Annotated in this window: 10 protein-coding genes; 3 read left to right on the top strand and 7 right to left on the bottom strand. The window is 72.4% G+C overall.

The genetic code is table 11. The features are described 5' to 3' along the window. Positions 1–6: 6 nt before the first annotated feature. The 4 genes from J4573_RS24910 to J4573_RS24895 form a co-directional block, all read right to left on the bottom strand. Complete coding sequence (locus tag J4573_RS24910; RefSeq protein ID WP_208258247.1) at positions 7–417, bottom strand: roadblock/LC7 domain-containing protein; 411 nt, start codon at positions 415–417, stop codon at positions 7–9. Then, complete coding sequence (locus J4573_RS24905) at positions 414–3,116, bottom strand: sensor histidine kinase (RefSeq protein WP_208258246.1); 2,703 nt, start codon at positions 3,114–3,116, stop codon at positions 414–416. Before J4573_RS24905 ends, J4573_RS24910 begins: the two co-directional genes overlap by 4 nt. Positions 3,117–3,267: 151 nt before the next feature. Continuing rightward, positions 3,268–3,639, bottom strand: a complete 372-nt coding sequence (locus J4573_RS24900; protein ID WP_208258245.1) for a DUF742 domain-containing protein — start codon at positions 3,637–3,639, stop codon at positions 3,268–3,270. A gap of 6 nt (positions 3,640–3,645) precedes the next feature. After that, a complete protein-coding gene (locus J4573_RS24895) occupies positions 3,646–6,084 on the bottom strand; it encodes a sensor histidine kinase (protein ID WP_208258244.1) in 2,439 nt (812 codons plus the stop codon). A gap of 264 nt (positions 6,085–6,348) precedes the next feature. Between J4573_RS24895 and J4573_RS24890 the strand changes: the two genes are divergently transcribed. Both J4573_RS24890 and J4573_RS24885 read left to right on the top strand, forming a co-directional pair. Continuing rightward, positions 6,349–8,064, top strand: coding sequence for an AMP-dependent synthetase/ligase (locus tag J4573_RS24890; protein ID WP_208258243.1), 1,716 nt, complete (start codon positions 6,349–6,351; stop codon positions 8,062–8,064). Positions 8,065–8,116: 52 nt separating this feature from the next. Continuing rightward, a complete protein-coding gene (locus tag J4573_RS24885) occupies positions 8,117–8,956 on the top strand; it encodes a sirohydrochlorin chelatase (protein WP_208258242.1) in 840 nt (279 codons plus the stop codon). A gap of 84 nt (positions 8,957–9,040) precedes the next feature. On the opposite strand, the gene J4573_RS24880 is transcribed toward J4573_RS24885, so the two are convergent. The 3 genes from J4573_RS24880 to J4573_RS24870 form a co-directional block, all read right to left on the bottom strand. Further along, positions 9,041–9,763, bottom strand: a complete 723-nt coding sequence (locus tag J4573_RS24880) for a tyrosine-protein phosphatase (RefSeq protein WP_208258241.1) — start codon at positions 9,761–9,763, stop codon at positions 9,041–9,043. Between the two features lie 75 nt (positions 9,764–9,838). Further along, positions 9,839–10,648 carry an enoyl-CoA hydratase/isomerase family protein gene (locus J4573_RS24875; RefSeq protein ID WP_208258240.1) on the bottom strand — a complete coding sequence of 270 codons (810 nt, stop codon included), beginning with the start codon at positions 10,646–10,648 and terminating at the stop codon, positions 9,839–9,841. 72 nt (positions 10,649–10,720) lie between these two features. Beyond that, positions 10,721–11,623, bottom strand: a complete 903-nt coding sequence (locus tag J4573_RS24870) for an SDR family oxidoreductase (RefSeq protein ID WP_208258239.1) — start codon at positions 11,621–11,623, stop codon at positions 10,721–10,723. 255 nt (positions 11,624–11,878) lie between these two features. Between J4573_RS24870 and J4573_RS24865 the strand changes: the two genes are divergently transcribed. Further along, on the top strand, positions 11,879–12,961 hold the full coding sequence (locus J4573_RS24865) for an NAD(P)H-dependent amine dehydrogenase family protein (protein ID WP_208258238.1): 1,083 nt from the start codon (positions 11,879–11,881) through the stop codon (positions 12,959–12,961). Positions 12,962–12,970 lie beyond the last annotated feature (9 nt).

The raw sequence follows: 12,970 nt of genomic DNA, 5'->3' as shown, positions 1-12,970 counted from the left end.
CTCCGATCAGGCTCCGGGCGTGAACCGCGGGTTGGCCTGCAGATGCTGGCCGACGCGTTTCACCAGCACCGCCATCTCGTAGGCGATGAGGCCGGCGTCGGCGTCGGCCCCGGTCAGCACGGCCAGGCACGTGCCGTCGCCGGCGGCGGTGACGAACAGCAGCACCGCGTCCATCTCGATGATGGTCTGGCGGACGTTGCCGCCGTTGAAGTGCCGCCCGGCGCCGCGCGCCAGGCTCTGCACGCCGGCCGCCAGCGCGGACAGATGCTCGGCGTCCTCGCGGCCCAGTTCCTGGGACGCGGCGATGGCCAGGCCGTCGCGCGAGAGGATCACCGCCTGCCGCACCGCGGGCACCCGCGAGGCGAAGTCGTTCAGCAACCAGTTGAGTTCGCCGGTCGCGGTCGTGTTGTGCATCATCGGGCTTCCTCCCCGTTCAAGTCCGACGGTCCTGTTGTCGAGTCACCCGGCCCCGCGGCACGACCGCGGCGCCATCCCTGCTGGATCGAGGACATCAGCGATCGGGCCTCTTCTGGCGAACGCGCCACGACGCCGTGGGCGCTCTCCCCGACCGCCGGCGGCGTCGGCTGGCGGTCCGCACGCAGTTGCGGCGCCAGGTTCTCCTGTCTCCTGCGCCGTGGGAGTCCGGCGTAGGTATCGGCATTGTCCGTCGTCTCGGCCGGTTCGGTGGGCGATTCCTGCGAATTGCCGCCGTTGCCGTTGCCACTCCCGTTTCCGCTCCCGTTTCCGTTGCGGTAGGTGAGGGTGGGCTGCGGTGGCGGTCCGAACGCCTCCGGCCCGGTCAGTTCGTCGAACCACGGGTTGCCCGCGCCCGACCCGGTGCCCCCGATGAGCGCGGGCCGCGTCTCGGGCGTCCCCCACGGTCCCTCCAGCGGCGCCGAGGGCTCGTCGGCCTCGGCCGCCGGCTCTGCGGCGGGTTCCTCGGCGACCGGATCGGGTACCGCCGCCGGCGCCGGAGCCACAGGGGCGGCCGGGGCCTGGGATCGCGCCTGGAGCTCCAGCGACGGAACGGCCTGCGGTGGAACGGGTTCCATCGGGACCGGCCGCGGCGGCTCCGCGGGGACCTGCTGCGGCGCCGTGACGGTCTCCCAGGGCGCCTCGTACAGGCTGGCCGAGTCGGCGGGCTGGTGCGTGACGGCTCCCCGCCGCATCGCGCCGACGTCGCGCAGCGGCACGACCTCCTGCGACGACGACGGCTCGGCGGGCTGCTGCTGATCGGTGTCCTCCGGCGGCGGCGCGTCGATCTCGGCCACCGGCACGACGAGCTCGTGCGGCAGCAGGACGATCGCGGTGGTGCCGCCGTACGGGGACGGCCGCAGCGAGACCTTGACGTTGTGCCGGGCGGCGAGCCGCGCGACCACGAACAGGCCGAGCTGGTCGGTGTCCACCAGGTCGAACTCGGGCGGCAGTCCGAGCCGCCGGTTGATCTGGTCGAGCAGGTCGGGGCGCACGCCGAGGCCGCGGTCCTCGACCTCGACGACGAAGCCGCTGCCGACCCGTTCGGCCATCACCCGCACCTCGGTGCTCGGCGGGGAGAACGAGCAGGCGTTCTCGACCAGTTCGGCGAGCAGGTGGATGACGTCGGTGACGGCGGCGCCGAGCAGCCCGTCCTCGGACTCGGTCAGCACCGCGACCCGCGTGTAGTCCTCGACCTCGGCGACCGCGCCGCGCAGCACGTCGCTGATGCGCACCGGCTGGCGCCAGCCGCGGCCGGGCGTCGCGCCGGACAGGATGATGAGGCTCTCCGCGTGCCGGCGCATGCGGGTGGTGAGGTGGTCGAGGCGGAACAGGTCGTCCAGGTCGTCGGCCTCGGCGCGGCTCTCCAGGCTGTCCAGCATCGCCAGCTGGCGGTGCAGCAGCGACTGGTTGCGGCGCGCGATGTTGAGGAAGATGCGGCTGACGCCGTTGCGCAGGTCGGCCTGGCCGACGGCGGCCTGCACGGCGGTGCGCTGCACGGAGGCGAACGCCTCGGCGACCTTGGCGACCTCGGTGGTCTTGCCGCTGGCCGGCGGCGGCGACTCGGCGGCCACGTCGACCTTCTCGCCGCGGATCAGCCGGGCGACCACGCCGGGCAGCTGCCGTTCGGCCAGTTCCTGGGCGGACGCGCGCAGCGTGACCAGCTCGCGGACCAGGCCACGGCCGAACCGGACCGACACCAGGATGGACGCGAGCACCGCGATCAGCCCGAGGCCGCCCGCGATGATCAGGCGCGTCAGGATCTCGTTGCTGCGCTCGTCCTGGTCGTGGCCGAGCAGCTTGCTGTTCTCCAGCGCGGCGGTGGTGAAGCCGCCGAGGAGCGCCTTGACGTTGCCGTCCATCGTCTTGGCGTCGTCGCCGAGCCGGCCGTTCTTGGCGTCGGCGATCTGTTCCTCGGTCGCCTTCAGCCCCGTGTACGAGGAGGAGCTGAGCAGCGGCTCCCAGGTCCGGGCGTTGATCTTCGGGTCCAGGTCGGACTTGGCCTCGGCCCACAGCATCCGCTGCTGGGCGACCAGCCCGGCGAAGTAGCGTTGCTCGGCGGCGCTCATCCGGCCGCCGGTGATCTGCGCGCCCGCGACCAGCGCGCTCTCGCGCATGACCATGTCGACGGCCCGGCCGCCCGCGACCAGGCTGGACGCCCAGTAGTGCAGCCGGCCGTCGTCGGTCGGGGTCTGCTTGGCGGAGAACTCGAAGAGCGCGTCGATCGGCGCGTTGTAGGCGTCGAGCGCCTGCAGCCGGTTCACGCTGTGGCCCTCGACCGCCGAACGCGTGGCGGGCAGCGCGTCGAACTGCTTGAGGAGGGCCTGCAGCAGGAGCATCCGCTGCGCGCCGCGGTCGTCGGCCGCGTCGACCTCTTCCTTGGCTGCCTTGCGGAACATCGCGATCACACCGTCGGTGCGCGCGCGTATCCCGTCGAAGGTCTGCTTCGGCGCGGCGCTGCCCGCGCTGATGTACATCACAGCGACCTGCCGCTCGGCCTCCAGCGCCTGCGAGGTCTGCTGGAGCGGCTTGGTCATGCGATTGGTCGACTGCTCGCCACGGCGATGCTCCAGCGCGGCGCCCAGCGTCACGCTGGCTGCGAAAGCCCAGAGCGCGACCAGTGACAGCAGCGGAACGAGCAACAGCACAACGGTCTTCGACCGAATCGATCGTGTGCGAGGACTCATGACACCTCGTGGCTGTACGACCCCCGGTACGGCAAATTCCGACCGATCATAAGGCCTGGGACCCCGCCACATTCGCCACTTGCCGACATTTCCGGCACTTCCGGCGTCACAGGGCGCGGAGGCCGTCCAGGACCTCCCGCAGCACGCCGAGGTTCGGACGGTCCGCTGACCGCTCGATTGTGGCGATGGTCCGCACGAGTCCGTGGTCGCGCAGGTCACCGAGCACCACCCGCACGACGCCGAGCGGAAGGCCGGAATCGGCCGCGAGGTCGACCACCGCGACCGGGGTCTCGCAGCGCCGCAGGATGTCCTGGTGCTCGGGGCTGTAGCGCAGCCGGTCGCCGGGCGGCTCGCCGGTCGCCGCCACCACCGCGATCAGGTCGAACGTCTCGCCGCGCGGCCGCGTCCTGCCCTGCGTCATCGCGTACGGGCGGACGAGCGGGCCGGCCTCGCGGTCCAGCCAGCGGTCCTGGTCCATCGGCCGCTAGTCCCCGTCCGTCGCGCGTCCGCGCTGCCAGCCGTCCTGCATCGACGACATCAGCGAGCGGGCCTCCTCCGGCGTGCGCACCCGCTGCTCGCGCGGAGGCTCGGGCGTCTCCGGCCGCTCGTCGCGCAGCTGCGGGGCGAGACTCCCCTGCCGTACGCGTCGCGGCAGCCCCGCGTGCGTGCCGGGGTCCTGAACGTCGTCCGCGCGCGGAGGACCCGGCGCCTCAGCCGGCTCGGCGGACGCCTGCTCGGGATCGTCGAACCACGGATTGCCCGCCCGCCGCGGAGCCATCACGGGCGGCTCCGGAGGGAACGGCGGCGTCGGCGCGGCCATCATCGGCGGAGCCTGCGGCGCCGGGGGGTCCGGGGGCTCCGGGATCGGTGCGGACATGGGCTGGGACATCGGCCGCATGTTCGGGATCGGCTCGGCCGCGGGCGGCGCCGCCGGGACCGGGGCGGACGGGACCGGGGCCGTCATTGGCATCGCGGGCTCGGGTGCCGCCTCGGGCGCAGGCTCGGGGGCGTTCATCTGGTCGGCGGACACGACCAGTTCGTGCGGCAGGAGCACGATCGCGTTGGTGCCGCCGTACGGCGACGGGTTCAGCGAGACCTGGATGCCGTGCCGCGCGGCCAGCCGCGCGACCACGAACAGGCCGAGCTGGTCGGTGTCGACCAGGTCGAACTCGGGCGGCTGCGCGAGACGGCTGTTGATGCGTTCCAGCAACTCCGCCCGCATGCCGAGGCCGCGGTCCTCGATCTCCACCACGAAGCCGCTGCCGACGCGTTCGGCCAGCACGCGGACCTCGGTGTTGGGCGGCGAGAACGCGACGGCGTTCTCCGCCAGCTCGGCGAGCAGGTGGACCACGTCGGTGACGACGGCGCCCTGCAGGCCGTCGGTCGAGTCGGTCATCACCTTGACGCGGGTGTAGTCCTCGATCTCGGCGACGGCGCCGCGCAGCACGTCCACGATCCGCTGCGGCTCGCGCCAGCCGCGGCCGGGCGTCGCGCCGGACAGGATGATGAGGCTCTCGGCGTGCCGGCGCATGCGCGTGGTCAGGTGGTCGAGCATGAACAGGTCGTCCAGGTCGTCGGCCTCCGCGCGGCTCTCCAGGCCGTCCAGCATCGCCAGCTGGCGGTGCAGCAGCGACTGGTTGCGGCGCGCGATGTTGAGGAAGATCCGGCTGACGCCGTTGCGCAGCTCGGCCTGGCCGACCGCCGCGTCGACCGCGGTGCGCTGCACGGTCGCGAACGCCTCGGCGACCTTGGCGACCTCGGTCGTCTTGCCGCTGACGGGCGGCGGCGCCTCGGCCGCCACGTCCACGCTCTCGTTGCGCCGGAGCCGCCCGACGACGTTCGGCAGCCGCTGCTCGGCGGTCTCCTGCGCGGATCGGCGCAGGCCGACCAGCTCGCGCACCAGGCCGCGGCCGAAGCGCCACGACAGCAGGATCGACACGATGACGGCGAGGAGGCCGACGCCGCCGACCACGCCGAGCTTGATGTAGGCCTCGCGGCCGAGGTCGTCGGCGTGCTCGCCCGCGCGCTTGGAGTTGCCCAGGACCATCGCGTTGACCGACAGGACCAGCGGCTGGCCGACCGCCTGCCACTCGGCCGCCGCGACCGGGATCGGACCGGCGGTGCGGTCGGCGATCCTGTCCTCCATCGTCTTGAACGCCTGGTAGGGCTGGGACGCGAAGACCTGCGCGGTGCCGGTGTCGTAGACCTGCGGGTCGAGCAGCGAGCGCTGCTTCACCCACTGCGAGCGCTGCTCGCCGACGGCCTCGACGAACATCCGGTGCTCGGGCCCGGTCATCCTGCCCTTGGTGACCAGCGCACCGGCGACCAGCGCGTTCTCCCGCTGCATGAGCTCCATCGCGCGCCCGGCGGCGCGCGTGGACAGCGTCCAGTTGTAGAGCTCGGAGTCGTCGATCACGACGAGGCTGTCGTACAGCCGGTGCATGATGTCGACCATCCGGTCGTAGGCCTGGATCGCCTGCAGCCGGTCCACCGACCGGCCGTCCACCTGGGCGCGCACGCGGGCGAGCCCGTTCAGCTCGGTGAGCACGTCGGCGACGCGGTGCTCCATCGCGGCACTGGTCGCGCTGCGCGCGGTGTTCCCGGTCGACTCGCGGCGGAAGAACGCCACGGCCGCGTCCACCTTGGCGCGCTGGGCGCGCACGGACGCGGGCGGCTCCGGCGCGACGGCGCGCGGCGTGCTGAGGTAGATCGCCGCGGCCAGGCGCTCCTTGCCGAGCTCCACCAGCACGCCCTGGCCGCTGGGCGCGAACTTGCGGTCGAGCGTGTGGTAGCGGCGCTGCGCGAGCGCGGCCTGCCCGGTGCCCGCCGCCGCGTAGCCCCACAGGGCCACCAGGGACAGCAGCGGTACGAGCAGCAGAAGGGCGATCTTGGATCGGATCGACCGGGTGCGGGGGGATGTCAAGGCAACCTCGAACCGTTGAGCGGGGGCCCCGATCATAAAGGCCGGTCCGGATCCGGCCGCAACACCATGTCCGGCGATTTCGGTGATCTGTGACTCATCGAAAAGATTGGCCCAAATTGATCATCTGGTGCGGTCGCGGCACCCGGGACCACCGCCCGAGCAGGGGCGGAGCGGGAGGTGATTTGCCGTGATCGCCCCACTACGGGGCTTTGGATGCGCCATACTCGGCAACCCTGATCTTGACCGAGCGGAGGGCACCTGGACGTGGGTACGGACATCGGTACCGACAGGGCGAGGGCCTTTTCGGCGAGCACGCTCTGCGAGGCGTTCCAGATCACTTCGGCCGAGCGGGCCGGGCAACTGGCGGTCAGGTCGCACGACGGCGCCGTCGAGCTCACGCACGCGGCCCTCGGCGAGCGCGTCCGCGCGCTCGCGGCCGGGCTCGCCGGACTCGGTGTGGAGCGCGGCGACCGGGTCGCGCTCATGCTCACCAACCGGCCCGAGTTCCATCTGATCGACACCGCCGCGATGCACCTCGGCGCCGTCCCGTTCTCCATCTACAACACCAGCCCGCCCGCGCAGATCGCCTACCTGCTCACCGACGCCGCGCCGCGCGTCATCGTCACCGAGCGGCTGTTCGCGGACGCGGTACGGGCGGCGAACGTCCCGGCCGACCACCTCGTGATCGTCGACAGAGACGAGACCGATGGCGACGGCTTGGGCGTGGGCGACCGCGACGGTGCGGGCGACGGCGACACCGTGGGCGGCGGCGTGCTGGACCTGGCGGGCATCGAGGCGACCCCGGCGCCCGAAGGCTTCGACTTCGAGGCCGCGTGGCGCGCCGTACGGCCGGACGACCTGCTCACGCTCATCTACACCTCCGGCACGACCGGCCCGCCGAAGGGCGTCGAGCTGACGCACGCGTCGATGATGGCCGAGATCCGCGGGCTGCAGGAAGCCATGCCGGTGACGCCCGGCGGGCGGCTCATCTCCTACCTGCCGTCGGCGCACGTCGCCGACCGCTGGACCTCGCACTACTCGGGCCTCATGACGTGGGGCATGACCGTCACCACCTGCCCCGACCCGAAGGCGCTGGTCGGGGTCGCCGCGCAGGTCCACCCGACGTTCTTCGGCGGCGTGCCGCGCATCTGGGAGAAGCTCAAGGCCGCGCTCGAGATGCTCTTCCCGGCCGAGCTGGAGGCCGGCGACGCCGCCGCGGCGCAGAAGATCAAGGCCGCCATCGGGCTGGACCAGGCGGAGCTGTTCGTCGCCGGGGCCGCTCCGACACCGCGCGACGTGCTGGACTTCTTCGCCCGCATCGACATCCCGCTGCTCGAAGGCTGGGGCATGAGCGAGACCAGCGGGTTCGTGACCATCATCCGGCCCGGCGACCCGTGCCCCGGCTCGGTCGGCCCGCCGCTGCCCGGCATGGAGGTACGGCTGGCGGGCGACGGCGAGCTGCTGTGCCGCGGTCCGGTGGTCATGCGCGGCTACCGCGACCGCCCCGACCTCACCGCCGAGACGGTGGACGCCGACGGCTGGCTGCACACCGGCGACGTCGCGACCATCGACGCCGCCGGCCGGGTCACCATCGTCGACCGCAAGAAGGAAATGATCATCAGCGCCGGGGGCAAGAACATGTCCCCGGCCAACATCGAGAACGCGGTGAAGGCCGAGAGCCCGCTGATCGCCCACGCGGTCTGCGTCGGCGACAACCGGCCCTACAACGTCGCCCTCATCGTTCTCGACCCCGAGACCGCGGCCGGGCGCGACCCCGCCGATCCCGCCACGCAGGCGGAGATCGAGGCGGCGGTCGGCCGCGCCAACGCGCAGCTCTCCCGGGTCGAGCAGATCAAGAGGTTCGCGGTCATCGCCGACGACTGGGCGCCCGGCGGGGAGGAGCTCACCCCCACCATGAAGCTCAAGCGGAGGCCGATCGCCGCACGTTACGAAAGGGAGATCGAGCATCTCTATCGATAGCGAGACTGGCTCGGGACCGACACTTTTGCCTCGGGGCGTTACGATTCCCGCCGTGAGTCCCGATAGCCAGGCATCCGAGGCACTCCCCTCCCGGCGCCGTCGCAGCCCCCGTGGCGGACGGCACCGCGGCGAGGAGTCGTTCCTCCTGCCCCCCGGCTCCCCCGCAATGGTCCTTGCCGTCCCTCGCCACGCCACCGCACCCAATTCCATCGCCACCGATCTCGCCCGGCTCGTCGAGACCGAGCAGACCGGCCAGCCCGTCTTCCTGGGCTACCTCGACGGGAACGAGTCGCACCTGGCCACGGTCCTCGCCGGGCTGCGGCAACAGCGCGACGACGAGCCCGCGGCCGTGGTGGTCCCGATGATCACCGGACCGGACGCCGACACCGAGGCCGCCATCCGCAAGATGGTGGCGGACGCGCCGGTGCCCGCCGTGGCGGCCGGGCCGCTCGGCCCGCACCCGCTGATCGCCGAGGCGCTGCACGACCGGCTCGCCGAGGCGGGGCTGGCCCGCGCCGACCGGGTCCGCATGATGACCATGGTGACCGGCGCCAGCGGTGTGATCGTGGTCACGCCCGGCGACCACGAGGCGGTCCGCCAGGCGGAGGTGACCAGCGTGCTGCTCGCCTCCCGGCTGGCCGCGCCGGTCTTCACGGCGTCGCTGTCGGACCATGCCGCGCTCTCCGCGGCGGGCGAGCAACTGCGCGCGTCCGGCGCCCAACGGCTGGCGATCTCGCCGCACCTCATCGGGCCCGAGACCACGCCCGACCACATCGCGGCGGCGGCCGCCGCGGCGGGCGCGGAGTTCGCCGCGCCCCTCGGCCCGCACCCGGCCCTCGCCCAGGTCGCCGCGCTGCGCTACGTCGAGGCGCTGGCCAACGCCCTGGCCTGAGGGCTGAGCGCTGAGGCCTGAGCGCTGAAGCTCGAGGGCTGAAGCTTGAGGGCTGAAGCTTGAGGGCCCAGGAGCCCGAAGGGGCTAGGGCCCGACCAGGGCGGCGCGGAGCCGTTCGACGACCTCGGAGCCGACACCGGAGGCGCCGAGGAGAGCCGTCATGTCCCCGTGCCTGGCCCGCAGGTCGGCGATCAGCTCGCTCATCGTGCCGGTGTCGGCGGTCATCGCGTCGCGCGGCACGTAGGCGTAGGTCTCCTTGTACGCCGCGTGCCGTTCCAGGCGCGCCTGGATGCCGACGAGGTTGCGCCCGGTCATCGCGTAGTCGGCGACCACGTCCGCGTCGGCGACGCCGAGCGCGCCCAGCACGACGGCGCTCACCATGCCGGTGCGGTCCTTGCCCGCGGCGCAGTGGAAGACGGCGGCGCCGGGCGCCTCGGCGATCGCGGTGACGGCGTCGGCGAGGGCCGTGCCGGTCGTCTCCATGATGCGGGCGTAGCGCTGCGCGAGGCTGAGATCGGTGTCGCCCATGAAACGGCCGTTCACCTCGTTGATGATCGGCGCGCGGACGAACGCGGCCGCGCCCTCCAGCGGGTGCGGGCCGCCGTCATGGGCCCGCTCGAAGTCCGAGCGCAGGTCGATGACGGTGCTCACGCCGAGGTCGCGCAGGGTGGCGACGTCGGCGGGCGTGAGCTCGTGCAGGGCGTCGCTGCGGAACAGGCGCCGCCAGCGGATCGACCCGCCGTCCGCGCGGTAGCCGCCCAGGTCCCGGAAGTTGACGCAGCCCTCAAGGCCGATCTCCCGCTCCATGCCCGCCGGGCCCCCTCGGTGTCGACTCGTGCCGTTCTGATCGGTTCCGATCCCGGCACGAGTCAACACCCGTGGCTAGCGGTTCTTGAAGTCGGGGGCCCGCTTCTCCATCGTCGCGGTCATGCCCTCGACGAGGTCCTCGGTGAAGAAGGCCATCGTCTGGATGCCGGTCTCGGCGGCGAGCTGCTGCCGGAGCCCGGGGGCGTCCAGCGACATGTTGAGGAGCTCCTTGGTGCGGCGCAGGCCGTACGGGGACTTGGTGAGCAACTCGTCGGCCAGCGCGTTCGCGCCCTCCAGGTCCTTGCCCTCCTCGGCGAGCTCGGTGACGAGGCCGAGCTCGCCCGCCTTGGTCACGTCCAGGCGCTGCGCCCGGTAGAAGACCTCGGCGGCCCGTGCGGGCCCGATCAGGCGCGGCAGCAGCCAGGACAGGCCGCAGTCGCCCGCCGACAGGCCCAGGTTGGTGAACGGGACGACGAACCTGGTCGTGGGGTCGGCCACCCGCAGGTCGCAGGCGAGCGCCCAGGAGACGCCCATCCCCGCGACCGGCCCGTGCAGCGCGGCGATGACCGGCTGCGGGATCTCGCGCAGCCGCGCGGTGACCTCGGCCCCGCGCGCGATGCCGTGGTAGAGCCGCTGGATGCGGCCCTGCTTGACGGCGGACGAGTTCATGCCGTCGTCGCCGGCCTGCAGGTCCATGCCGGAGCAGAACCCGCGTCCCTCGCCGGTGAGGATGACGACCTGGGTCTCGTGGTCGCGCATCAGCTCGTTGAGGACGTCGAGCATCTCCTCGGTCAGCGCGCCGGTGACCGCGTTCAGCCGCTCCGGGCGGGACAGGGTGATCGTGAGCACCCCGTCCCGCCGGTCGAGCTTCAGGTCGGCGCTCATCGGCGCAGCCCCTCCCGCGTCGCGGGGGGTGTGGGGGGTCGTCCCCCCTCGAGCAGCACGTCGCTCATCTCGTCACGAGGTGAGCTGGGTGATCAGCGGGCCCATCTGCTCGCCGACGTTCTTGAAGACCGTCAGCGGGGAGTCGCCGTTGATGGCCGCCCAGTTGTCGCGGACGTCCTCGACCGAGAGGGTCTCCTTCTGGCCGTAGCCGGGGCCCTCCGCGACGAAGATCTTGGCGATCCGGCCACCGCCGACGGTGTAGACCTGCCCGGAGTCCTCGTTGCTCTCGTGCGCCAGGAAGGCCACCAGCGGGGTGACCTGGTCGACGCCGAGCTTGTCGGCGAAGTCGGCGGGCAGCAGGTCCTCGGTCATCCGGGTCCAGGCGACCGGGGCGATCGCGTTGGCCTTGATGTTGTACTTGGCGCCCTCGTGGGCCAGCGTCTTGGTGAAGCCGACCAGGCCCATCTTGGCGGTGGCGTAGTTGGCCTGGCCGAAGTTGCCGAACAGGCCCGCCGGGGACGAGGTGTTCACGATCCGGCCGAAGCCCTGCTCGCGCAGGTGCGACCAGGCGGCGCTGGAGACCAGGAACGAGCCGCGCAGGTGGACGGCGATGACGCCGTCGAACTCCTCCACCGACATGTTCTTGAACGACTTGTCGCGCAGGATGCCGGCGTTGTTGATGACGATGTCGACCTTGCCGAACGTGTCGACCGCGGTCTGGATGATCGCCTGGGCGCCCTCGGGGGTGGCGACGTTGTCGGGGTTCGCGACGGCCTCGCCGCCGTTCTTCTTGATCTCCTCGACGACCTCCTGGGCCGGTCCCGCGGAGGCACCGGAGCCGGACCGGTCGCCGCCGAGGTCGTTCACGACGACCTTGGCGCCGCGGGAGGCCAGCTCGAGGGCGTGCTGCCGGCCGAGGCCGTGCCCCGCCCCGGTGACGACCGCGACCCGCCCGTCGTAGCGCAGTTCCGACATCCTGTCTCCTCACATCGCACCGACTGCGTTCCCCGGCGAGATAACCGGGGGGTTACTTAGTACCACGTGGACCGAATCCCGCTCGGATTCGCCCCCTGTCATCTTCCCCACGCCTCCGGCCGGAACACGCCGACCCGACTGCGCTGGACGGTGCGACTTGCAGGAAAGTTGCGGCATTTGCGCCATTCTGCGGCTCGTACCGCGTAGTCTCCTGCCTCATCGCTCTTAGTGACGAGCACCGGAGGACTCCACCCCATGAATCCGGCCGCCCCGGAATCGGGGCCGAGCACCCGTGCCCTCCGCGTCGTCCAGTGGGCCACCGGAGCGCTGGGCCGCAGCGTGATCCGCGGCGTGCTGGACCGGCCCGACCTGGAGCTGGCGGGCGTACGGGTGTACGACCCGGCCAAGGTGGGGGTGGACGGCGGAACGCTGGCCGGACGCGACCCCGCGGGCGTCACCGCGACCGATGACGTGACCAGGATCCTGGAGCTGGACGCCGACTGCGTCGTCTACGCCCCCGGCCCGTTCGCGATGCCGTTCGACGACCTGGACACCGTCTGCGCGCTGCTCGCCTCGGGCAAGAACGTCATCGCCACGACCGGCTACGTCTACCCGCACTCGCACGGCCCGCGGCTCGTCAACCAGCTGGAGGACGCCTGCAAGCGCGGCGGCACCAGCCTGCACGGGCTGGGCGTCAACCCGGGCTTCATGTCGGACGTGATGCCGCTGACGCTGTCGCGGCTGGCCCGGCAGATCACCCACGTGTACGCGCGGGAGTGCTCGGACTTCTCCGGCCACCCGTCCTGGCGGATGGTCCACGACATGGCGGGCTTCGGCAAGAGCGAGGAGGCCTACCTGGCCTCGATGGGCGTCGCCCGCGCCGCCATGCGGTCGATCTTCTGCGAGAGCCTGCACCTGGTGGCCGCCGGGCTGGGCCTGACGCTGGACGAGATCGACACCGACGTGGTCTACCGGCTGGCGGGCGAGGACTTCGACGTCGCGGCCGGGCGCATCCCCCGCGGCACCGTGGCCGCCGCGCGCTGGACGTTCAGCGGGCTGATCGACCAGCGCCCGGTGGTCACCGTCGAGGCGGTCCACAAGTCGGACGCGGCGCGGATCTCCGACTGGGGCCGGCCCGGCTACTCGGTGCGGGTGCACGGGCGGCCGTCGATCACGCTCACGACCGGCGAGGACTGGGTGTCGAACGGGATCTCCGCGGCGGCCGCGCACGCGCTGAACGCGATCCCGGTGGTCTGTGCGGCCCCGGCCGGGATCCGCACGTTCCTGGACCTGCCGCCGATCCTCGGCCGCGCCTCGCCCCGCGTCACGACCGGTTGAGGTCCGGCA

Origin of the sequence: Actinomadura barringtoniae, assembly GCF_017573505.1 — a bacterium.
Classification (GTDB): Bacteria; Actinomycetota; Actinomycetes; order Streptosporangiales; family Streptosporangiaceae; genus Spirillospora; species Spirillospora barringtoniae.
The sequence above is the reverse complement of the archived record's forward strand: the minus strand, read 5'-3'. Positions and strand labels throughout refer to the sequence as shown.

Excerpts from the sequence above, each read along its gene's own strand:
- J4573_RS24910 (WP_208258247.1), bottom strand. The coding sequence starts at position 417 with ATGATGCACAACACGACCGCGACCGGCGAACTCAACTGGTTGCTGAAC.
- J4573_RS24900 (WP_208258245.1), bottom strand. The coding sequence starts at position 3,639 with ATGGACCAGGACCGCTGGCTGGACCGCGAGGCCGGCCCGCTCGTCCGC.
- J4573_RS24880 (WP_208258241.1), bottom strand. The coding sequence starts at position 9,763 with ATGGAGCGGGAGATCGGCCTTGAGGGCTGCGTCAACTTCCGGGACCTG.
- J4573_RS24875 (WP_208258240.1), bottom strand. The coding sequence starts at position 10,648 with ATGAGCGCCGACCTGAAGCTCGACCGGCGGGACGGGGTGCTCACGATC.
- J4573_RS24870 (WP_208258239.1), bottom strand. The coding sequence starts at position 11,623 with ATGTCGGAACTGCGCTACGACGGGCGGGTCGCGGTCGTCACCGGGGCG.
- J4573_RS24865 (WP_208258238.1), top strand. The coding sequence starts at position 11,879 with ATGAATCCGGCCGCCCCGGAATCGGGGCCGAGCACCCGTGCCCTCCGC.